20 protein-coding genes and 2 tRNA genes are annotated in these 19673 nt (G+C 66.6%); 14 read left to right on the forward strand and 8 right to left on the reverse strand.

The annotated features are described in order from the left end of the window. The first annotated feature begins 60 nt into the window (after positions 1 to 60). Positions 61 to 1746 carry a 2-isopropylmalate synthase gene (locus D107_RS0107365; protein WP_026280686.1) on the forward strand — a complete coding sequence of 562 codons (1686 nt, stop codon included), beginning with the start codon at positions 61 to 63 and terminating at the stop codon, positions 1744 to 1746. A gap of 248 nt (positions 1747 to 1994) precedes the next feature. Here D107_RS0107365 and D107_RS0107370 read toward each other — a convergent pair whose 3' ends face one another. The 3 genes from D107_RS0107370 to D107_RS0107380 form a co-directional block, all read right to left on the reverse strand. After that, on the reverse strand, positions 1995 to 2435 hold the full coding sequence (locus D107_RS0107370) for a type II toxin-antitoxin system VapC family toxin (protein ID WP_018880370.1): 441 nt from the start codon (positions 2433 to 2435) through the stop codon (positions 1995 to 1997). Beyond that, the gene (locus D107_RS0107375) at positions 2422 to 2649 is read right to left on the reverse strand and encodes a type II toxin-antitoxin system Phd/YefM family antitoxin (protein WP_017942101.1); all 228 of its coding nucleotides are present in this window, start codon (positions 2647 to 2649) and stop codon (positions 2422 to 2424) included. The genes D107_RS0107370 and D107_RS0107375 overlap by 14 nt, the downstream gene beginning before the upstream one ends. Before the next feature lie 91 nt (positions 2650 to 2740). Next, the gene (locus D107_RS0107380) at positions 2741 to 3583 is read right to left on the reverse strand and encodes an ion transporter (RefSeq protein ID WP_018877572.1); all 843 of its coding nucleotides are present in this window, start codon (positions 3581 to 3583) and stop codon (positions 2741 to 2743) included. A gap of 462 nt (positions 3584 to 4045) precedes the next feature. Between D107_RS0107380 and D107_RS0107385 the strand changes: the two genes are divergently transcribed. Next, on the forward strand, positions 4046 to 4630 hold the full coding sequence (locus D107_RS0107385; protein WP_018881148.1) for a bifunctional 2-polyprenyl-6-hydroxyphenol methylase/3-demethylubiquinol 3-O-methyltransferase UbiG: 585 nt from the start codon (positions 4046 to 4048) through the stop codon (positions 4628 to 4630). Between the two features lie 321 nt (positions 4631 to 4951). On the opposite strand, the gene D107_RS0107390 is transcribed toward D107_RS0107385, so the two are convergent. The 3 genes from D107_RS0107390 to D107_RS0107400 are packed head-to-tail and all read right to left on the reverse strand — an operon-like array spanning position 4952 to position 8828. Further along, a complete protein-coding gene (locus D107_RS0107390; protein ID WP_018880372.1) occupies positions 4952 to 5554 on the reverse strand; it encodes a nucleoside triphosphate pyrophosphatase in 603 nt (200 codons plus the stop codon). Then, positions 5547 to 7376 carry a sodium-extruding oxaloacetate decarboxylase subunit alpha gene (oadA, locus tag D107_RS0107395; protein ID WP_018880373.1) on the reverse strand — a complete coding sequence of 610 codons (1830 nt, stop codon included), beginning with the start codon at positions 7374 to 7376 and terminating at the stop codon, positions 5547 to 5549. Before oadA ends, D107_RS0107390 begins: the two co-directional genes overlap by 8 nt. A gap of 33 nt (positions 7377 to 7409) precedes the next feature. Beyond that, positions 7410 to 8828, reverse strand: coding sequence for an acetyl-CoA carboxylase biotin carboxylase subunit (locus D107_RS0107400; protein ID WP_018880374.1), 1419 nt, complete (start codon positions 8826 to 8828; stop codon positions 7410 to 7412). Positions 8829 to 8982: 154 nt separating this feature from the next. Here D107_RS0107400 and D107_RS0107405 point away from each other — a divergent pair, with 154 nt between their 5' ends. The 6 genes from D107_RS0107405 to D107_RS0107430 all read left to right on the forward strand — a co-directional run bounded on the left by D107_RS0107405 (position 8983) and on the right by D107_RS0107430 (position 13100). Continuing rightward, positions 8983 to 9507 carry a DUF177 domain-containing protein gene (locus D107_RS0107405; protein WP_018881149.1) on the forward strand — a complete coding sequence of 175 codons (525 nt, stop codon included), beginning with the start codon at positions 8983 to 8985 and terminating at the stop codon, positions 9505 to 9507. A 109-nt stretch (positions 9508 to 9616) separates the two neighbouring features. Next, positions 9617 to 9814: a 50S ribosomal protein L32 gene (gene rpmF, locus D107_RS0107410; RefSeq protein ID WP_017942094.1), complete on the forward strand. Its 198-nt coding sequence runs from the start codon at positions 9617 to 9619 to the stop codon at positions 9812 to 9814. 99 nt (positions 9815 to 9913) lie between these two features. After that, positions 9914 to 10942 (forward strand): phosphate acyltransferase PlsX, encoded by a 1029-nt coding sequence (gene plsX / locus D107_RS0107415; RefSeq protein ID WP_018881150.1) that lies wholly within the window; start codon positions 9914 to 9916, stop codon positions 10940 to 10942. Further along, positions 10939 to 11901: a beta-ketoacyl-ACP synthase III gene (locus tag D107_RS0107420; protein WP_018866174.1), complete on the forward strand. Its 963-nt coding sequence runs from the start codon at positions 10939 to 10941 to the stop codon at positions 11899 to 11901. The genes plsX and D107_RS0107420 overlap by 4 nt, the downstream gene beginning before the upstream one ends. 91 nt (positions 11902 to 11992) lie before the next feature. Further along, positions 11993 to 12469, forward strand: coding sequence for a CYTH domain-containing protein (locus D107_RS0107425; RefSeq protein WP_018880375.1), 477 nt, complete (start codon positions 11993 to 11995; stop codon positions 12467 to 12469). Further along, positions 12459 to 13100 carry a uracil-DNA glycosylase gene (locus D107_RS0107430; protein ID WP_018881151.1) on the forward strand — a complete coding sequence of 214 codons (642 nt, stop codon included), beginning with the start codon at positions 12459 to 12461 and terminating at the stop codon, positions 13098 to 13100. Before D107_RS0107425 ends, D107_RS0107430 begins: the two co-directional genes overlap by 11 nt. 172 nt (positions 13101 to 13272) lie before the next feature. On the opposite strand, the gene D107_RS0107435 is transcribed toward D107_RS0107430, so the two are convergent. Continuing rightward, positions 13273 to 13605: a type II toxin-antitoxin system PemK/MazF family toxin gene (locus D107_RS0107435; protein ID WP_018881152.1), complete on the reverse strand. Its 333-nt coding sequence runs from the start codon at positions 13603 to 13605 to the stop codon at positions 13273 to 13275. Next, positions 13595 to 13795, reverse strand: a complete 201-nt coding sequence (locus D107_RS0107440; protein ID WP_018876411.1) for a DUF2281 domain-containing protein — start codon at positions 13793 to 13795, stop codon at positions 13595 to 13597. The genes D107_RS0107435 and D107_RS0107440 overlap by 11 nt, the downstream gene beginning before the upstream one ends. 134 nt (positions 13796 to 13929) lie before the next feature. Between D107_RS0107440 and uvrC the strand changes: the two genes are divergently transcribed. The 6 genes from uvrC (at position 13930) to D107_RS0107470 (ending at position 19598) form a co-directional block, all read left to right on the forward strand. Then, positions 13930 to 15756, forward strand: a complete 1827-nt coding sequence (gene uvrC, locus D107_RS0107445) for an excinuclease ABC subunit UvrC (protein WP_018881153.1) — start codon at positions 13930 to 13932, stop codon at positions 15754 to 15756. Positions 15757 to 16016: 260 nt separating this feature from the next. Continuing rightward, entirely contained in the window at positions 16017 to 16568 is a 552-nt protein-coding gene (pgsA, locus tag D107_RS0107450; protein WP_026280769.1) for a CDP-diacylglycerol--glycerol-3-phosphate 3-phosphatidyltransferase, read from the forward strand. 142 nt (positions 16569 to 16710) lie between these two features. Further along, positions 16711 to 18060, forward strand: a complete 1350-nt coding sequence (locus D107_RS0107455; RefSeq protein ID WP_018881155.1) for a diguanylate cyclase domain-containing protein — start codon at positions 16711 to 16713, stop codon at positions 18058 to 18060. A 42-nt stretch (positions 18061 to 18102) separates the two neighbouring features. Then, positions 18103 to 18178, forward strand: a tRNA-Gly gene (locus D107_RS0107460). Positions 18179 to 18269: 91 nt separating this feature from the next. Then, a tRNA-Cys gene (locus tag D107_RS0107465) sits at positions 18270 to 18343 on the forward strand. 160 nt (positions 18344 to 18503) lie between these two features. Continuing rightward, positions 18504 to 19598 carry a diguanylate cyclase gene (locus D107_RS0107470; protein WP_018877563.1) on the forward strand — a complete coding sequence of 365 codons (1095 nt, stop codon included), beginning with the start codon at positions 18504 to 18506 and terminating at the stop codon, positions 19596 to 19598. Positions 19599 to 19673: the final 75 nt, after the last annotated feature.

A 19673-nucleotide genomic window follows, 5' to 3' on the forward strand; every position in this document is an offset into this window, starting at 1 on the left:
ATCCTCAGCGCGGCGGCCGATTGTACGGCCCGGGCCGCGCCCTTACAGGAGATGCGCACCATGGCCTTCGATCACACCAAATATGCCCCGTTCCCGCCGATCGACAAGGCGGATCGCCGCTGGCCGGCGAAGCGCACCACGGTTGCGCCGCGTTTCTGCGCGGTGGACCTGCGCGACGGCAACCAGGCGCTGGTGCACCCGATGAGCGTCGAGCAGAAGATGCGCTTCTTCGAGGTGCTGGTGGATATCGGCCTGACGGAGATCGAGATCGGGTTCCCCTCTGCCTCGCAGATCGACTACGACTTCACCCGCCGCCTGATCGACGAAGACCGCATCCCCGAGGGCGTGTATATCCAGGTGCTGACGCAGGCGCGCGAGGATCTGATCCAGAAGACCTTCGCGGCGCTGGAGGGCGCACCGCGCGCGGTGGTGCACGTGTACAACTCCACCAACCCGGCGCAGCGCGAGCAGGTCTTCCGCATGGACCGCGACGGTATCCGCGGCATCGCCGAGAACGGCGCGCGCTGGGTGCGCGACTATGCGGCGAAGTACCCGCAGACGGACTGGATCTTCCAGTACTCGCCGGAGAGCTTCTCCACCACCGAGCTGGACTACGCGGTCGAGGTCGTGGATGCGGTGAACGCGATCTGGCGCCCGGACCAGGGCCAGAAGGTCGTGATCAACCTGCCGGCCACGGTCGAGTCGGCCACGCCGAATGTCTTCGCCGACCAGGTCGAGTGGTTCTGCGATCATGTGCAGTACCGCGAGCACTTCTGCGTGTCGCTGCATACGCACAACGACCGCGGCACCGGCGTGGCCGCGGCCGAGCTGGGCCTGCTGGCCGGGGCCGATCGCCTGGAAGGCACGCTGTTCGGCAACGGCGAGCGCACCGGCAACATGGACCTGGTCACCGTCGGCATGAACCTGTACTCGCAGGGGATCGACCCGACCATCGACCTGTCCGATATGGAACGGCTGATGGAGGTGTACAAGGAGTGCACCGACATGCCCATCCACCCGCGCCATCCGTGGGCGGGCGAGCTGGTCTACACCGCCTTCTCCGGCAGCCACCAGGATGCGATCCGCAAGGGCCTGGCGCACTACAAGGAGCAGGGCGGCCACTGGAACGTGCCCTACCTGCCGATCGACCCGGGCGATCTGGGCCGGCGCTACGAGGAGGTCGTGCGCATCAACAGCCAGTCCGGCAAGGGCGGCGTGGCGCATGTGCTGGAACGCGATTACGGTATCGAGGTGCCGCGCTGGCTGGCGATCGAGTTTGCCCGCATCGTGCAAAAGGATGCCGAGACCTCGCAGATCGAGGTGTCATCCAGGCGCATCCACGAGTTGTTCGAGCAGCATTACCTGACGCCGGTCGCCGGCTGGGATCTGGTGCGCTACGAGATCGAGAAGGAAGGTCCGGTGGTGCGGCTGGACGCGACCATGGGCCCGCCCGGTCGCGAGTCGCGCCTGCAGGGCGAGGGCCACGGCGCGGTCGAGGCCCTGACCGCCGCGATGCAGGCCGAGCGCGGAGTGGAGGTGAAGGTCAGCCACTTCGATGAGCACGCGATGGAGTCCGGCACCGAGGCGCGGGCCATGGCCGCGGTGGACGTGCAGGTGGACGGCGAACGCTCGGTCGGCGTCGCTCTGGGCGAGGACACGACCGCTGCCACGCTGCAGGCCGTGCTGAACGCCACCGGCCGCCGCCTGGGCGAACGCGCCACCGAACCGGCCGCCGTCAACGCCTGATCCCGCGCCCCCCAGTGCGCCCGAGGGCGCGCAGGGGGGCGTTGAGGGCCACGCAAGCACCGGTCGTTGAGGTGGGGCTGGCTTTGGCAGGGGCTTCGCCTGCAAGCAGGCTCCTACCGGGGTGGGATGTGGTCTTGTAGGAGCCGCCTTGGCGGCGAAGCCCCTGCCCGCGCCGGAGCGCCGCAGCCGGGTTCCTTCCCGGGCTCTTTGCTTTACCCGCTTCTCCCGCGCGTCGGGTGCCGGAGGCGTCAGAATCGACGAACGGTCAGGCCCATCGATGAAGCCGCGTCCGCCAGCACGTTGTCTGCGGTGGCGATGACTGGAAACTCGTGATGCCGCGCGGTTGCGATGTGCAGTGCGTCCAGTGTCCGCAGTGGGTGTTCGGGGTAGCGGGTGATCAGGTTGGTCGCTTCCTCGAAGAGTGAATCATCGAAGGGATAGAGCTGTAACGAGGCACTGGAGATGTCGTCCTGGAAGGTGGCGAAGATGATCGTTTCCAGCTCCTGCGGCAGTTCGCCCATACGCCGGCGCCGTGCGAGCAGGGACCGCAGTTCCGTGGCCACCAGCCGACTGATGATGGCGACGTCGACTTTTTGCAGGTAGTCGACAAAGGCCTCGGAGCCCGGTTCGTTCAGGTACCACTTGGCCAGGGCACTGGTGTCGAGGTAGCACCGTTCATCCGCGCTCATCGCGCTCTTCCCTGAGGAGGGTCTCCGAGGGAATCAGTTGCGCGGTGCGTTGGCGAAGCTCGTGGTGGTCGGGACGCTGACGCCCGCGACGCACGGGGAGGACGCGTGCAATGGGTTTTCCGTGACGGGTGATGGTAATTTCGCCGGACGCCTGTACGATTTCGTCCAGGTGCCCAATGGAGGCCCGCATCTCGCGGACGTTGAGCTCTTTCATGGCGCCCCTCAGGTGTGCTTCATTTTCTGATATTGAAGCACGAGGCTGTACGTCCGGCAATGACGGGGCCCATTGGGGCACGCAAAGGCGCTTACTTCACCCGCTTCTCCAGCATGTTCTGCATGCGGATCAGGCGTTCCTGCAGCTTGACGGTTTCCTGCTGGATCTCGTGGATCTCCGCGTGCAGGGCCTGGTTCTCCTCGTGCACGCTGTCGTGGATCATCTGCTGTTCGATCTCCATCGCGCGATCATGCATGCGCTGCATGGCGTCCACGATGATCGCGATGAACAGGTTCAGCACGGTGAACGTGGCGATCAGGATGAACGGCACGAAGAATATCCAGGCCCAGGGGTAGACCTCCATCACCGGACGGGCGATGTCCTCGGACCAGCCCTCCAGCGTCATCACCTGGAACAGGCTGTACATGGTGGCACCCAGGGTGCCGAACTTCTGCGGGAAGGATTCGCTGAACAGGCCGGTGGCGATGATCGCGAACACGTAGAAGATCAGTAGCAGCAGACCGATGATGGAGACGATGCCGGGAATGGCTCGCAGCAGCGCCTCCACGATGAAGCGCAGCTTCGGCACCATGGACACCAGGCGCAGCAGACGCAGCACGCGCAGCACCGAGAATGGCCCGGAGGCGGGGATCAGCGCGATCCCCACCACGAAGAAGTCGAACACGTTCCACGGGTTGCGCCAGAAAGCCAGGCGGTAGACGAACAGCTTGGCCAGCACCTCGGCGGTGAAGAGCGACAGGATGATCGCGTCCGCGGCCAGGATGACCGGCCCCATCCAGCCCATCACGGTATCCGAGGTCTCGAGCCCCAGGGTCAGGGCGTTCAGCAGGATCAGGCCGATGATGAAGCGCTGGGTCAGCCGGGCCTCGATGAAGCCTTCCAGGCGCGTGCGCAGCGTGGGGGTCTCGCTCATGGTGTCGGGGGTCGTCGCAGTGCTCGGGGAGGCGCAAGAGTAGGGTAAAGGCCGCATTCCGGCAATCGCGCCCGCTCGGGAAACACTGATTAATGCACACGCTCGCGTTGGCACCCCAGGTTTTCCGAGACCAGGCGCGTCGCGCAGCGGGTAGTGGTTCTACCCGCAAGCGGCGCAACGCAGGATCGGGGAACCTGGGGTGCCAACCCCCACAAGCTAGTGAAAGACGGGGCTCGGCCGCCCGTTGTTGATCAAAAACGGGCGCGCGCACGGCGTTGCGGTTCCCTTGTGCAGAACGACTGCACGGCAGTCACCGCGCCTTGTTCGCACGCAAAAGCGACTCGAGCGCGAGCGCGAGCGCGTGCATTAATCAGTGTTTCCCCAGGGGCCTGTGTCTCTGCCCCGCGCGTGGTAAAACGCGTGGACCGATGAACCCCGGCTGTAACCGTGAGGAGACGATGAATGTGGGACGAGCGCTACGCGGCGGATGAGTACGTCTACGGCACCGAGCCGAATGATTTCCTGCGTACCGCGGTGGCCAACGTGCCACCTGGGAAGGCCCTGTGCCTGGGCGAGGGAGAAGGCCGCAACGCCGTCTTCCTGGCGCAGCAGGGCTTCGAGGTGCTGGCGGTGGACAGCTCCGCCGTTGGCCTGCAGAAGGCCCAGCGCCTGGCAGAGGACCGCGGCGTACAGATTGACACCCTGGTGGCGGATCTCGCGGATTACGCGATCGAGCCGGATTCCTGGGATCTGATTACCTCCATCTTCTGCCATGTGCCGCCGCCGATCCGGCGTCGTCTGCATGCCGGGGTGGTTGCCGGGCTGCGACCCGGCGGGGTGTTCATCCTCGAGGCCTACACCCCGGCGCAGCTGGAATGGGGGACGGGCGGGCCGCCTACGGCCGAACTGATGATGATGCGGGACGCGCTGGTCGAGGAGCTGGACGGGCTCGAATTCGAGGAAGCCGTGGAGCGCGAACGCGACGTGCTCGAGGGGCAGTTCCACACTGGGCGCGGTGCCGTCGTGCAGATTCTAGGGAGACGCTGATTGAATCGCGCGTGCGCGTTGGTACCCCAGATTTTCCGAGACAAGGCTCGGTGTGCAGCGGGTAGTGGTTCTACCCGCAAGTGGCTCAACGCAGGATCGGGGAACCTGGGGTGCCAACCCCACAAATCATTCAATGCAGGGGCTCGGCCGCTTTGGCGCGCGCACGGCGTTGCGGTTCCCTTGTGCAGAAGACTGCACGGCAGTCACCGCGCCTTGTTCGCACGCAAAAGCGACTCGAGCGCGAACGCGCGATTCAATCAGCGTCTCCCTGGCCATAAGCCAAGGCAGGACTGGGGATAGGCCCCGGGGCGCGCGGCCGGTTCAGGCGGGCCGGGGCGGGACGGCGATGCCCGCCTCGCGCAGCCACCCGCCCAGGGTGATCAGCGGCAGGCCGACCAGCGCGGTCGGGTCGTCGCCTTGCATGCGCGCGAACAGGCTGATACCCAGCCCTTCCGACTTGAAGCTGCCGGCGCAGTCCAGCGGCTGCTCGAGTGCCACGTAGTGGTGGATCTCCTCCGGGGTCAGTTCGCGGAAGGTCACGGTAAACGGGACTTCGCCGGTCCGCGCCTGGCCGGTGGCGGTGTCCAGCAGGCAAAGGCCCGTGTGGAAGGTCACCGTCTTGCCCGACAGGGCCGCGAGCTGAGCCTCCGCGCGGCCCGTGTCGCCCGGCTTGCCGAGGATGCTGTCGGCGTGGCTGGCGTTCTGGTCGGAGCCGATCACCAGGTGGTCGGGATAGGCATCGGCCACGGCGCGGGCCTTGGCCTCGGCGAGGCGGGTCACCATGGCGTCGGGGCGCTCGTGAGGCCGGGGGGTCTCGTCCACCTTCGGGCGGGCGGTCTCGAACGGAAGGCGCAGGCGCCCGAGCAGTTCGGCGCGGTAGGGCGAGGTGGAGGCGAGGACCAGTTTGCGCGCGGTCTCAGTCATCGGCGTGGTCGATCTCGATCAGCGCATCGTCGGGATTGGCGGCCGCCCCCTTGGCGACGTTCACCGCAGTGACGGTGCCGGACACGGGGGCGGCGATCTCGGATTCCATCTTCATGGCCTCCAGCACCAGCACCGGCTGCCCGGCCTCCACGCGGTCGCCCTCGGCCACCAGGACGTCGATGATGGTACCGGGCATCGACGTGGTGACGTCGCCGGGGCGGGTCGCGCGCCGCGACTTCTTGCGGCTTCCACCCCCGCTCGGCGCGGCATGGCCACTGGCGGTCTCGATGGTATCCAGGGTCTCGATCTGGACCTCTTCCGGCATGCCGTCGACCGTCACGTACATCGGACGGGTGTCCTCCCGATGGTGGCCGGATCCGGTTACCTGGATGTGGTAGGTCTCGCCGTGGAAGGTCACGTTGAACTCCACTGGGGCCGGGCAGCCCGCCTGGGTGTTCTCCGGGAGGTTCAGCGGTTCCGGCTCGAGCGCGCCGTCGTGGCGTTGTTGCAGGAACTGGCGCCCCACCTCGGGGAACAGGGCGAAGGTCAGCACGTCCTCCGGCCCGCGGGCCAGTTCGCCGATCTCGGCGGCCAGCGAGTCCATCTCCGGGGCCAGGAGGTCGGCCGGGCGGCTGTCGATGACCTCGGCATTGCCGATGGCCTGTTGCCGCACCACGGCGTTGATGGGGCCCGGTGCACGGCCGTAGTGCCCGGTCAGGTACTGCTTCACCTCGTTGGTGATGGTCTTGTAGCGCTCGCCGGCCAGCACGTTCATCACCGCCTGCGTCCCGACGATCTGCGAGGTGGGCGTCACCAGGGGCGGGTAGCCGAGGTCTTCGCGCACCCGGGGGATCTCTTCCAGTACCGCGTCGAAGCGGTCCAGCGCGTTCTGGTCGCGCAACTGGTTGGCCAGGTTGGAGATCATCCCGCCGGGCACCTGGTTGACCTGGACGCGGGTGTCGATGCCGGTGTATTCGCTCTCGAAGCGCTGGTACTTCTTGCGCACCTCGTGGAAGTACATCCCGATCCGCTGCAGCGCGACGAGGTCCAGCCCGGTGTCGTGCCCGGTGCCGGCCAGCGCGGCGACCATGCTCTCGGTCGGCGGGTGGCTGGTACCGCCGGCGAAGGCGGAGATCGCGGTCTCGATATGCCGGCAACCGGCCTCGATGGCCTGCCAGTGGCACAGCTCGGACAGACCGGAGGTGGCGTGGGCATGCAGGTGGACCGGCACGTCCAGGGCCTCCACCAGCTCGGTGACCAGCTCACGGGTGGCGGTTGGCGTGAGCAGCCCGGCCATGTCCTTGATCGCGATGCTCTGCGCGCCCATGGCGACCAGCTCGCGTCCCAGGGCGACGAATTGTGTGGCCGAATGTACCGGGCCAGTGGTGTAGCAAAGTGTGCCCTGGGCATGGCCTCCGGCCTCGCGGGTGGCCTCGATCGCGGTGCGCAGGTTCCGGGCGTCGTTCATCGCGTCGAAGATGCGGATGATGTCGATGCCGCCGGCGACCGAGCGCTCGACGAAGGCGCGGACCACGTCGTCGGCGTAATGGCGGTAGCCCAGCAGGTTCTGGCCGCGCAGCAGCATCTGTAGCGGGGTGTTCGGCAGCGCGGCCTTCAGCTGATGCAGGCGCTCCCAGGGGTCTTCCTTCAAGAAGCGCACGCAGGCATCGAAGGTCGCGCCGCCCCAGACCTCCAGCGAGTGGAAGCCAATGGCGTCCATCTGCTCGCAGATCGGCAGCATGTCCTCGGTGCGCATGCGCGTGGCGATCAGGCTCTGGTGGCCATCGCGCAGGGTGACATCGGTGATGTGAACTCGATCCATGGTCATTCCGGTGTCCGTGCGGCGGGCTGGGGTCTACAACCCGTGGTGAGCGGCGAGGGCGGCCGCGACGGCCACCGCGAGCTGGCGATCCGAGCGCTTGCCGGGGAAGTGCGTGAGCTCGGGGTGCGCCGCGACAAATCCGGTGTCGAAGTGGCCGCTGCTGAACACCGGGTGGTCGACGATCGCCAGGTGGAAGGGGATGGTCGTCTTGACGCCGAATACGCCCATATCGCGTAGCGCACGGTTGGAGCGTGCCAGCAGGTCATCCCACTCCAGGGCCCAGCAGATCAGCTTGGCGCACATCGAGTCGTAATGCGGCGGGATGGTGTAGCCCGTGTAGATCGCCCCGTCGGTGCGCACGCCCGGTCCTCCCGGGGCGAAGTAGCGGGTGATGCGGCCGAAGCTCGGCAGGAAGTCGTTCTTCGGATCCTCCGCGTTGATGCGGAACTCCATCGCGTAGCCGCGCCGGGTGATGTCGGACTGGGCATAGCGCAGGGGTTCGCCGGCGGCGATGCGCAGCTGCTCCTGCACGATGTCCACCCCGGTGATCATCTCGGTTACCGGATGTTCTACCTGAAGACGGGTGTTCATCTCCATGAAATAAAAGGAATCGTCCGAGTCCATCAGGAACTCGACGGTCCCCGCGTTCTGATAGCCGACGGCCTTCGCGGCTCGCACGGCGAGCTCGCCCAGATGGTCGCGCTGGGCGTCGGTCAACTGCGGCGAGGGCGCGATCTCCACCAGCTTCTGGTGGCGCCGCTGGACCGAGCAGTCGCGTTCAAACAGGTGGATCGCCTGGCCGTGGGTATCGCCCAGGATCTGCACCTCGATATGCCGCGGATTGACCACGGCCTTCTCCAGGAAGATCTCGGTGCTGCCAAAGGCGCGGGTGGCCTCCGAGCGCACGCGTTCGAAGTTGTGCTCCAGGGCGCGCGCATCCTCGCACAGGCGGATCCCGCGTCCGCCGCCGCCGGAGGTGGCCTTCAGCATGACCGGGTAGCCGATGCGCTCGGCGACCTCGAGCGCGGCCGCGACGTCCTCCAGGTTGCCCTCGGAGCCGGGCGTGACCGGCACACCGGCCTCGATCATCGCCCGGCGTGCGGCGACCTTGTCGCCCATGCGGCGGATGACCGTGGCGTCCGGGCCGACCCAGATCAGGTTACGCGCGGCGCAGGCGGCGGCGAAGTCGGGGTTCTCCGAGAGGAAGCCATAGCCCGGGTGGATGGCGTCGCAGCTGGCGGCGCGCGCGACGCTGATCAGACGGTGAATACTGAGATACCCGCCCATGGAGTCGGGGCCGATGGCGTAGGCCTCGTCCGCCTTCTTTACATGCAGGGCGTGGCGGTCGGCGTCCGTGTACACGGCGACCGAGATGATGCCCAGTTCGCTGCAGGCCCGGATCAGGCGCACGGCGATCTCGCCCCGGTTGGCAATGAGCAGCTTGCGAATCAAACGGAAGGCCCCGGACAGGTCGATGACTTCTCGAGTATCGACGTCGTTCGGGGTGGCTGCAAGTTTCTGTTTCCTTTTGACAGATCGCCCGCGCGCGCGTATATTCCGCGCCCTCGTTCCGGGGAGGCCCGAACGGTTTTCCCAAGAGTTTGTTATGAGTCGTATCCCCGTCTCTCTGGACCCGTGGCAACCGCGTGCCCGGCACCTCGAATTCGAGGGCGACCTGCGTCTCGAAGACCTGCCGCGACTGCGCGCCGACGCGTTGCCGGGACACCCGCTGCGGGTGCACGCGAAGTTCCTGCTGGAACGCGGGACACTGGACGAGATGCGTCTGAGCGGGGTGATCAGCGGCGAGCTGTGGCAGACCTGCCAGCGCTGCCTGCAGCCGCTGGCGTGGGACTTCCGTCTGGAGGCGGATGCGGTGCTGCTGCCGCCGGAGGGCACGCCGGCCGGCATGAGCGAGGACGACGATTTTGTCGAACTCGAGGCCGACGGCCTGCTGCGCCCCGCGGCATGGATCGAGGAAGAGATCCTGCTGGCGTGGCCGCTGGTGCCGCGCCACGCGGATTGCGAGCCGGCGGCGGCGCCCGAGTTCACCGAAGGCGAACGCGGCGAGAACCCGTTTGCCGTGCTGGAACAACTGAAAAAGGGGGGCGGCCCGGACCGGGACGACCCGTGAAGCGAACGCGGTCGGGGCATTGCCCCCGCCGAACCGTTATACTTGCGCCCGTTTTGATACCGGGCTCACTCCCGTCGCCACGGGAATCTGATCAATCTGGAGATGCATCATGGCTGTTCAGCAACGCCGCAAGACCCGTTCCAAGCGTGACATGCGCCGCTCCCATGACGGGCTGACGGGCGCCACCCTGTCCACCGATCCGACGACCGGCGAGATCCACCGCCGTCACCACGTGACCCCCGATGGCTTCTATCGCGGTCGCCAGGTGATCCAGCAGGACGTCGAAGTCGACGAAGACGAAGATTAAGGTCCGGGTAATGACCGTCCCGGGGCCACGGCTGCGCTTGCACCGTGGCCTTTCCGCGTTTGAATCCGGCTCTGTCCCGGCCGGTCGTCGGACTCGAGCATGACTGCCAGCTTCACCATCGCACTGGACGTGATGGGCGGTGACCACGGCGCCCCCGTCGTACTGCCAGCGGCGCGTCGCGCACTCAAGGTGGCGGATGACTTCCGCCTGCTGCTGGTGGGCGACCAGGACACCATCGAATCGGGCCTCTCCGGCTGGTCCGCTGCCGAACGCGAGCGCGTCGAGATCGTGCACGCCAGTCAGGTCGTAGGCATGGAGGAACTGCCGGCGGTGGCGTTGCGCACCAAACGCGACTCCTCCATGCGCGTGGCCATCGACCAGGTCAAGAACGGCGCGGCCCAGGCCTGTGTCTCCGCCGGCAACACCGGTGGGCTGATGGCCACTGCCCGCTATGTGCTGAAGACCCTTCCCGGTATCGACCGCCCGGCCATTGCCACGGCATTGCCGTCGATGGAAGGGCACACCCACATGCTCGATCTGGGCGCGAACGTGGATGTCGAGGCCGCGCATCTGTACCAGTTCGCGGTGATGGGCTCGGTGCTGGCGAACGCCGTGGACGGCCTGGAGGCCCCGCGCGTGGGGCTGCTCAACATCGGCTCCGAGGCGATCAAGGGCAACGACCGGGTGCGCGAGGCCGGGCGCATGCTGGAAGAATCCAGCCTGAACTACATTGGCTTTGTCGAGGGCAACGATGTCTACTGCGGCGATGTGGACGTGGTCGTCTGCGACGGGTTCGTCGGCAATGTCGCGCTGAAGACCAGCGAGGGCGTGGCCCGGATGATCTCCTCGAACATGAAGGCGGAGTTCCGCGCCTCGCTGTATTCACGTCTGGCTGGACTGTTCGCCCTGCCGGTGCTGCGCCGCCTGCGCCATCGCTTCGATCACCGTCGCTACAACGGGGCCTCGCTGCTGGGCCTGCAAGGCGTGGTCATCAAGAGCCACGGCAGTGCCGACGAACTCGCCTTCGAGCACGCGATCCGCATCGCCCGCATCGAGGCCGAGGCGAACATCTCGCGGCGGATCGACAAGCAGCTGGGCCAGCTCCTCGGGCAGGAGAACAGCGAGTGAAGCACGCACGTATCAGCGGCACCGGCAGCTACCTGCCCGAGCGCATCCTGACCAATGCCGAACTGGAGGCGATGGTCGACACCTCGGATGCCTGGATCCGCGAACGCACCGGCATCCGCGAGCGCCACATCGTGGCGGAGAACGAGGTCACCTCGGACCTGGCGCTGAAGGCCGCGGAACGGGCGCTGGATGCCGCCGGCATTCGGGCCGCCGATCTCGACCTGATCCTGGTGGCGACCACGACCCCGGACCAGATTTTCCCCAGCACGGCGTGCATCCTGCAGGCCAAGCTGGGCGTGGGCGGCTGTCCGGCGTTCGACATCCAGGCGGTGTGCAGCGGTTTTGTGTACGCGCTGGCGACCGCCGACCGCTTCATGCAGAGCGACGAGATTCGCCATGTGCTGGTGGTCGGGGCCGAGACGCTTTCGCGCATCACCGACTATACCGATCGAGGCAACTGCATCCTGTGGGGTGATGGCGCGGGGGCCGTGGTCCTGTCGCGCTCCCCCGACCCGGGCATTATCTCTACCCACCTGCATGCCGACGGCCACCACAAGGGCCTGCTGGAGGTCCCGGGTGGCGTCTCCCAGCCGAATGACAATCCCGATCTGGAATTCATCCGCATGGAGGGCCGCGCGGTCTTCCGGGTCGCGGTGAACACACTGGACCAGATCGTTGACGAGACCCTGGAATACAACGGCATCGACAAGTCCGAACTGGACTGGCTGGTGCCGCATCAGGCGAATATCCGCATCATCCAGGCGACCGCGAAGAAGCTGAACATGTCCATGGACAACGTGGTGGTCACGGTGGACCGCCACGGCAATACCTCGGCCGCCTCGATCCCGCTGGCGCTGGACACCGCCGTGCGCGATGGCCGCATCAAGCGGGGCGACCTGATCCTGACCGAGGCCTTCGGCGGCGGCTTCACCTGGGGTTCCGCGCTGATCCGGATGTAGCGCACGCATCAGGCTTTGGCGGGGGCTTCGCCTGCAGGCAGGCTCCCACAGGATTCATGCGGCGGTTCGCCGCAAGACGGGAGTCGACGACATGGGGCGCGAGATCGAACGCAAGTTCCTGCTGGCCAGTGATGCCTGGCGCGAAGGCGTGGTGCGCTCGCAGTACATGCGCCAGGGCTACCTGTGTGGCAACGATCGCGCCTCCATCCGCGTGCGGGTGGACGAGGAGGGCGCCAACCTCAACATCAAGAGCGCGACCCTCGGCGTGGAGCGCGACGAATACCAGTACGACATCCCGGTGGACGAGGCGCATCGCCTGCTGGATACCCTTGCCGGACCGCAGGTGGAGAAGACCCGGTACTGGGTGGACGTCCAGGGCTGGGAGTACGAGATCGACGTGTTCGAAGGCGCCAACGCCGGGCTGATCGTCGCGGAACTGGAGCTCCCGAGCAGCGATGCCGAGTTCCCGCGTCCCGAGTGGCTGGGCGACGAGGTCTCGCACGACCCGCGCTACTACAACACCGAATTGGCCCGGAACCCCTACCGCGAGTGGTCGGATGCCTCCTGAGCCCCACGAAATCTTCGCGCCGGACTGCCGTTCCTGCCCGCGGCTGGCGGCCTTTCTGGAGGACGTGCGGGCGAAACATCCCGAATATCACGCGGCGCCCGTGCCGTCCTTCGGCCCGCTGGATGCTCGGCTGCTGATCGTCGGTCTGGCACCCGGCATGCACGGGGCCAATGCCACCGGGCGCCCGTTCACCGGCGACTACGCGGGGGTGCTGCTGTACCAGACCCTGCACGAACACGGCTTTGCCAGCGCACCGGAGAGCACGCGCGTGGACGATGCCCTGGAACTGGTCGACTGCCGCATCACCAACGCGGTCAAGTGCTTGCCACCACAGAACAAGCCGACCACCGAAGAGATCCGCACCTGCAACGGCTTCCTTGCGGCCGAGATGACGGCGATGCGGCCGCGGGTGATTCTGGCGCTGGGCAAGATCGCCCACGACGCCATCCTCCGGGCCAAGGGTCTGCCGCTGTCCAGCCTGCGCTTCGCCCACGGCGCCGAGCACGAGCTGGACGCGCACACCTGCCTGATCGACTCCTACCACTGCTCGCGCTACAACACGCAGACCCGGCGCCTGACCCCGGCGATGTTCCACGAGCTGTTCGCCCGGATCCGCGGCCACCTCGGTTAGCCTTCCGGCCCGGAAGGTCTGCCCGGTGCCCTCAGGGCCTGCGTCCGGGGTGGCCACCCGGATCGCCACGCACCTGCGGCCCTCGCGATGACGCTGTGCTTCCCCTGTCATTGCGAGGCCCCGCAGGGGCCGTGGCAATCGGTCAGTTTACGGGCAGGGCCGAGCTCCCCGCCTACGGGCAATGGAAATGGCGGCAGAAATGCGCCCGGATCCCATCAACGGTTTGTGCGTCGAGCTTCGCGTATTGATGAGTGATCAAACGGCTACTGAGCGTGAAGATCTTGTCGTAGCGAACCCAGCTGGGCTTGGGAAGTGAACCCTCCAGCAACATGTTCGGGTTCACTTCTATTGCATGAGTCTGGTTTGGCGACGAAGTGACGGCGAGCGCAGCGAAATCGCCGAATTGATCGATCTCGGAGAGGACGAGAACAGGCCGGCGTTTTCGAGTGGTCAGGTCCGAAAAGGGAAAGGGGATGGCAACGATAGCTCCCGGCTCAGCGGTCATCCCAGACCTCGTCCTCGGGATTTTCCCAGATCGATCCGAGAGCAGTTTCCTGGGCTTTCTTGATGTCTTCGCCAGGCGTGTCACTCAGACCGTGCTTGGATTCCAGATAACCAATGAAGTCCAGAACTTCGCGTGAAAGGGGCTCGGGCAGGCGTTTGACCTCTTCATAGATCTGTTCGGCGATATCCATGGCTCGGTCCTCCCGGTACGTCGCCTCGAGTGGCGAAGACTTATAAGTAATGGCATCAAGGATATCCCGAATGGTATCGGCTGCGCACGGGGCTATGCCGGAGGGTGGGGCAGTTCCGGTATCCTGATGCGACCATGAGTACCCCCGAGACCGGATTCGATCACAAGGCCTTTCTGCAGACGCTGACGCAGTCCCCCGGCGTGTATCAGATGCTGGATGCGTCGGGGGCGGTGCTGTATGTCGGCAAGGCGCGCAACCTGAAGAGCCGGGTGGCCAGCTATTTCCGTGGCAGCGATGACCGCGGCCCGCGCATCCGCTCGATGGTGCGGCAGATCGCGGATATCCGTGTGGCGGTGACGCACACCGAGGCCGAGGCCCTGCTGCTGGAGGCCAACCTGATCAAGCGCCACCGGCCGCGCTATAACGTGCTGCTGCGGGACGACAAGAGCTACCCCTACATCTACGTGTCCAACCAGGAGTATCCCCGGCTCGGGTTCCACCGCGGTGCGCGCAAGAAGGGCGTGCGTTACTTCGGGCCGTACCCCTCGGCCGGGGCGGTGCGCGAGAGCCTGGCGCTGCTGCAGAAGCTGTTCCAGGTGCGCCAGTGCGAGGACAGTGTGTTCGCGCATCGTTCCCGCCCCTGCCTGCAATACCAGATCGGGCGCTGCACCGCCCCCTGTGTCGGCTACATCGAGCCGGAGGACTACGCCCGCGACGTGGAGGCTTCGGTCAAGTTCCTCGAGGGCAAGAGCGAGGCGGTGGTCGCGGAATTGATGGAGCGCATGGAGGCGGCCTCCGCGCGCCTGGATTTCGAGCACGCGGCGCGCCTGCGCGACCAGATCGCGCGGTTGCGCCAGATCTCCGAGCAGCAGTTCGTCTCGGGCGGCGAGGGCGATGCCGACGTATTCGCGCTGGCGCAGGAGGCGGGGGCCTGCGCGGTGGAGATCTTCTTCGTGCGCAATGGCCAGAATCTCGGCAACAGCGAGCTGTTCCCCAACGTGCCCGAGGCCACGGATACGGACGAGATCATGGCCGCGGTGCTGGCGCAGTACTACGCGGAGCGCGAGCCCCCGGCGCGCATCCTGCTTTCGCACGAGCCGCAGGGTGCGGAGGCACTGGAGGCCTTTCTGGCGGAACGTCGTGGCGGGAAGGTCGCGCTGGCGTGGTCGCTGCGCGGCGAGCGGGCCCGCTGGCTGGACATGGCGCGGCGTAACGCCGAGCTGGCGCTGAAGACCCGCATCGCCAGCCAGGCCGGGCAGACCGCGCGGCTGGATGCCCTGACCGCCGAGCTGGGGCTGGAAGAGGCACCCCGGCGCATGGAGTGCTTCGATATCTCGCACACCGGGGGCGAGGGCACCGTGGCCTCCTGTGTGGTGTTCGGCCCGGAGGGGCCAATCAAGTCGGACTACCGCCGCTTCAATATCGAGGGGATCGAGCCGGGGGACGACTATGCGGCCATGCATCAGGCGCTCAGCCGGCGTTTCGCGCGGCTGAAGAAGGGCGAGGGCCAGGAACCGGATATCCTGTTCATCGATGGCGGCAAGGGCCAGGTGACGCAGGCGCTGAATGTGCTGGCGGATCTCGGGTTGGACCACATCAAGGTGGTGGGCGTGGCCAAGGGTGAGGAGCGCAAGCCGGGGATGGAAACCCTGATATTGAGCGGGGTAGAGGCGCCCTCTATACTCCCCGCGCATTCCGGCGCGCTGCATCTGATCCAGCAGATCCGCGACGAGGCCCATCGGTTCGCGATCACCGGGCACCGCGCCCGCCGCGCGAAGGCGCGCAAGGAATCGACCCTGGAGGCCATTCCGGGGCTGGGGCCGAAGCGGCGCAGCGTGCTGCTGAAGCACTTCGGCGGCCTGCGGGGCGTCAGCCGGGCCGGGGTCGAGGAGCTGACCAAGGTGCCGGGGATCCATCGGCGCCTCGCGCAGTCGATCTACGACCAGTTTCACGAGAGTTAAGGAAACACTGATTAATGTGCACGCTCGCGTTGGCATCTCAGGTTTTCCGAGACAAGGCGCGGTGCGCAGCGGGTAGTGGTTCTACCCGCAAGTGGCGCAACGCAGGATCGGGGAACCTGGGGTGCCAACCCCGAAGGGGCTCCGGCGTTGCGGTTCGCTTGTGCGGAATGACTGCACGGCGGTCACTGCGCATTAAACGCACGCAATAGCGACTCGAGCGCGAGCGTGCACATTAATCAGTGTTTCCTTAAGCTACTGCCATGTTTCCCCAACTGCCCACCTGGCTGACCTGGTCGCGGATCGTAATGATCCCTTTGCTGGTGGCCGCGTTCTACGGCCTGGCGATGCCGCTGGGCGGCGTCCTGGCCGCCATCATCTTCGCCCTGGCGGGCCTGACCGACTGGCTGGATGGCTATCTGGCCCGGCGCTGGGAGGTGACCAGCCGGTTCGGGGCGTTCCTGGATCCGGTCGCCGACAAGCTGATCGTCGCCGCGGCGCTGGTGCTGGTGGTCGACCACAACCCGGGCCTGGGCCTGGCACTGGCCGCGATCGTGATCATCGGGCGCGAGATCGCCATCTCCGCGCTGCGCGAGTGGATGGCGGAGATCGGGGGCAGCGCCAAGGTCGCGGTCTCCTGGGTGGGCAAGGTGAAGACCACGGCGCAGATGGTCGCGATCTTCCTGCTGCTGTGGGCCGAGCCGATCGCCGGGCTGCCCACCTTCGTGATCGGCGAGTGGCTGTTGTATCTGGCCGCGGCGCTCACGCTGGTCTCGATGATCCAGTACATGCTGGCTGCCGCGCGAAGCAACTGACGCGCGGCGCAATCCCTTCTCGTGGGCGTGCCTGACGCCACGCGACAAGCGGCGCCCACCGGGCGACACGGTGCGTTCCGCCGCGCCCGGGTTTGGCGATACACTGCGGTGACACGACTACGTGTCGCCCGCGGGAACGCCCATGCCTGGTCCCCAGCTAGACCTCGACAACATCCAGACGCTGGAGGCGCTTCAGGGGCTGCTTCCCGGTTTCGTCTACCAGTTGCGCAGAGGGCCGGACGGGCATTTCGTCTACCCCTATGTGGGCGAGGTGGTGGAGCGCTGGTTCGGCGTGGACCGGGAGGCGCTGAAGACCGACGGGGGGGCGCTGCTCGACTGCATCCATCCGGATGATCGCGAGTGGGTCATGCGGTCGACCATGGAGTCGGTGGAGCACGCGGAGCCCTGGGGTATGGAATTTCGCATGCGGTGTCACGGGGGCGGGGAGATGTGGCTGTCCGCCTACGATACCGTCCGCCGCTTGCATGACGGGACGACCGTCTGGACCGGCTTCGCCACCGATATCACGGAGCGCAAGGAACTGGAGGCCTCGCTGCGCCAGAGCGAGGCCAAGTTCCGCGCCTTCGTGGAGACGGCCAGCGACGTGATCTATTCGCTGCGCCCGGACGGGGTACTGACCTACGTCTCGCCCAACTGGACCGAGAACCTTGGGTACCCGGTGAGCGCCGCGATCGACCATTCCATCGACGAATACGTGGCGCCGGAGGACCTGCCGGCCTGCTACGCCTTCCTCGACCACATCGCGCGCACCGGCCGGAAGGCCGGTGGCATCGAGTATCGAATCCGCCACCAGGACGGGCATTATCGCTGGCATACCAGCAACCTCTCCCCGGTGCTGGACGCCGAGGGTCGGGTTACGGAGTTTCTCGGCATTGCGCGGGATATCACCGAGCGCAAGGCGACCGAGGAGCAGATGCAGCGCCTCGCCCATTACGATCCGCTCACGGAGCTCCCCAACCGGACCCTGTTCTACCAGATCCTCGACCACGAACTCACCGGGGCCCGGCGTGAGGGCCAGCAGGTCGCACTGATGTTCGTGGACCTTGATGAGTTCAAGCCGATCAACGACCGTCATGGCCACGCGGTAGGCGATCTGCTCCTGCGACAGGTGGCGCAGCGACTTGCAGGCGCCATTCGTGAAAGCGACGTGGCGGCGCGGATTGCGGGTGACGAGTTCGTGGTGATGTTGCCGCGCTTCCACTCGGTGGAGGAAAGCCGGGCGCATGCCGCCGCGATCGGCGAGAAGATTCGGGCGGCCCTGGCCCAACCGTTCGACTGCGACGGCGTCGAGGTGCGGATCTCCTGTAGCATCGGGATTGCACTGTTTCCGCTGGATGCGGCCGACGGACCGGGCTTGTCGCGGGCAGCGGATGCCGCGATGTATGTCGCGAAGAATGCCGGGCGCAACCAGGTGGTGGTGTTTGACCGCGCGGTGCATGGCGCCGGGGCGATCGGCTACCGCGGGTATTGACCTGCAGGGAATCTGCGGTAGAATACGCGCCGATAACGAAGAGCGGGAATAGCTCAGCTGGTAGAGCACAACCTTGCCAAGGTTGGGGTCGCGAGTTCGAATCTCGTTTCCCGCTCCAACAGATTCCTGAAACCCCGGTTCCGCCGGGGTTTTCTGTTTCGGCCCGCGTAGATGCCCGTGCGTTCGCGGACCGGAACCCACCCGATACAGGCTGGGTGGCAGAGTGGTTATGCAGCGGACTGCAAATCCGTGTACGCCGGTTCGATTCCGACCCCAGCCTCCAATTGCAGTACCTGTGACAGGCCGCCCCCGGGCGGCCTTTTGCGTGGCCGGGATTGTCCCGCGCGAAGGGACCCGGCATTCTCCGGGCACGCCGGGTCGTACGCCATCGTCGGCCCGGTTGCCATTTATCGGTGGCGGTGCGTCCGGTCGGGGATGAGTTGATGGAGGACCCAATCAGCGGCGGTGCTCGTGCCGAAGCGGCACAACTGCAGGCCCGCAAGCGCCTCGTATACCTGGTGGCGCTGGCGGGCGGGGTGGCGATCTTCCTGCTGAGCTGGTCGATCCGCGGTCCCGGTGATCCGTTCCTGGCGTACCTCTATCCGCTCTTTGCCGCACTGCTGGCGGGCCTGTGGTTGACCCTTTGGCGCCGGCCCGACTGGCTCGCGCGGCTGGAGCCCTGGATGCTGGCTCTTGTTGCCGCGATCGTCCTCTCGCGGCTGGCCTGGCATTTTCATGCGGGGGGTTCCCTGGACGACCGTCTTCTGGTCCTGGCCGGCGGGCATTACTGGGCGGTGGGTATCGTGATCCTCGCGGCGTTCGTGATGCTGGATCACCGCGCGGGTCTGCGCGCTGGGTTGGCCATCCTGATCGTTGCGTCGCTCATCGCGCTCGCCGGGGTAATCGGGGAGGCCCTGGACGGTACGCTTGCCACCGAGACGGCGGTCTATCTGTTGCGGGTGCACCTGTTCCTCGGTGTGCTGCTGGTGCTGGCCAGTATTGCCACCTCGATGCGTGACACGGTGAAGGATGCCCTGGTCCGGTCCGAGGCCATGGCGCGGGCCGCGCGCACCGACCCCCTGACCGGACTTGCGAATCGCCGGGCCGCGGAGGCCTTTCTGGACCGCCAGGCCGCGGCCGTGGCGCGTTACGGGCATCCCGTCGCGGTGATCGGCATGGATATCGACCACTTCAAGGCCGTGAACGACGCGCATGGTCACGCCTGTGGCGATGCCGTGATCGAGGGTGTGGCGCGTCGACTGGAGGCCAACCTGCGCGAGCCGGACTTCGTCGCCCGCTGGGGCGGGGAGGAGTTCCTGATCGTGGCGCCGGAGACCTCAGCACACGAGGCGCAGCAGCTGGCCGAGCGCTGCCGGGCGGCCCTGGCTTCCGAGCCGATTGCGGGAGTACCGGTCACCGGTTCGTTCGGGATCACGGTATTCCGCGCGGGGGATACGCTGGACGATGTGCTGGGGCGCGCGGACAACCTGATGTACGCGGCCAAGGCAGCCGGCCGGGATCGCGTGCTGGTGGAATAGGCGCGACTCCGGTGCCGGCGCGCAGCAGGATCAAAGCCGTGGCACTATGCTGGAGGCTATACCGCCCAGGGAGTT

Source organism: Thioalkalivibrio sp. ALE30 (genome assembly GCF_000377465.1).
Classification (GTDB): Bacteria; Pseudomonadota; Gammaproteobacteria; order Ectothiorhodospirales; family Ectothiorhodospiraceae; genus Thioalkalivibrio.

Bases quoted from the DNA above. Each gene is read 5' to 3' on its own strand.
- D107_RS0107365 (WP_026280686.1), top strand. From the start codon at position 61: ATGGCCTTCGATCACACCAAATATGCCCCGTTCCCGCCGATCGACAAG.
- D107_RS0107370 (WP_018880370.1), bottom strand. From the start codon at position 2,435: ATGAGCGCGGATGAACGGTGCTACCTCGACACCAGTGCCCTGGCCAAG.
- D107_RS0107375 (WP_017942101.1), bottom strand. From the start codon at position 2,649: ATGAAAGAGCTCAACGTCCGCGAGATGCGGGCCTCCATTGGGCACCTG.
- D107_RS0107380 (WP_018877572.1), bottom strand. From the start codon at position 3,583: ATGAGCGAGACCCCCACGCTGCGCACGCGCCTGGAAGGCTTCATCGAG.
- D107_RS0107385 (WP_018881148.1), top strand. From the start codon at position 4,046: ATGTGGGACGAGCGCTACGCGGCGGATGAGTACGTCTACGGCACCGAG.
- D107_RS0107390 (WP_018880372.1), bottom strand. From the start codon at position 5,554: ATGACTGAGACCGCGCGCAAACTGGTCCTCGCCTCCACCTCGCCCTAC.
- oadA (WP_018880373.1), bottom strand. From the start codon at position 7,376: ATGGATCGAGTTCACATCACCGATGTCACCCTGCGCGATGGCCACCAG.
- D107_RS0107405 (WP_018881149.1), top strand. From the start codon at position 8,983: ATGAGTCGTATCCCCGTCTCTCTGGACCCGTGGCAACCGCGTGCCCGG.
- rpmF (WP_017942094.1), top strand. From the start codon at position 9,617: ATGGCTGTTCAGCAACGCCGCAAGACCCGTTCCAAGCGTGACATGCGC.
- plsX (WP_018881150.1), top strand. From the start codon at position 9,914: ATGACTGCCAGCTTCACCATCGCACTGGACGTGATGGGCGGTGACCAC.
- D107_RS0107425 (WP_018880375.1), top strand. From the start codon at position 11,993: ATGGGGCGCGAGATCGAACGCAAGTTCCTGCTGGCCAGTGATGCCTGG.
- D107_RS0107430 (WP_018881151.1), top strand. From the start codon at position 12,459: ATGCCTCCTGAGCCCCACGAAATCTTCGCGCCGGACTGCCGTTCCTGC.
- D107_RS0107435 (WP_018881152.1), bottom strand. From the start codon at position 13,605: ATGACCGCTGAGCCGGGAGCTATCGTTGCCATCCCCTTTCCCTTTTCG.
- D107_RS0107440 (WP_018876411.1), bottom strand. From the start codon at position 13,795: ATGGATATCGCCGAACAGATCTATGAAGAGGTCAAACGCCTGCCCGAG.
- uvrC (WP_018881153.1), top strand. From the start codon at position 13,930: ATGAGTACCCCCGAGACCGGATTCGATCACAAGGCCTTTCTGCAGACG.
- pgsA (WP_026280769.1), top strand. From the start codon at position 16,017: ATGTTTCCCCAACTGCCCACCTGGCTGACCTGGTCGCGGATCGTAATG.
- D107_RS0107455 (WP_018881155.1), top strand. From the start codon at position 16,711: ATGCCTGGTCCCCAGCTAGACCTCGACAACATCCAGACGCTGGAGGCG.
- D107_RS0107470 (WP_018877563.1), top strand. From the start codon at position 18,504: ATGGAGGACCCAATCAGCGGCGGTGCTCGTGCCGAAGCGGCACAACTG.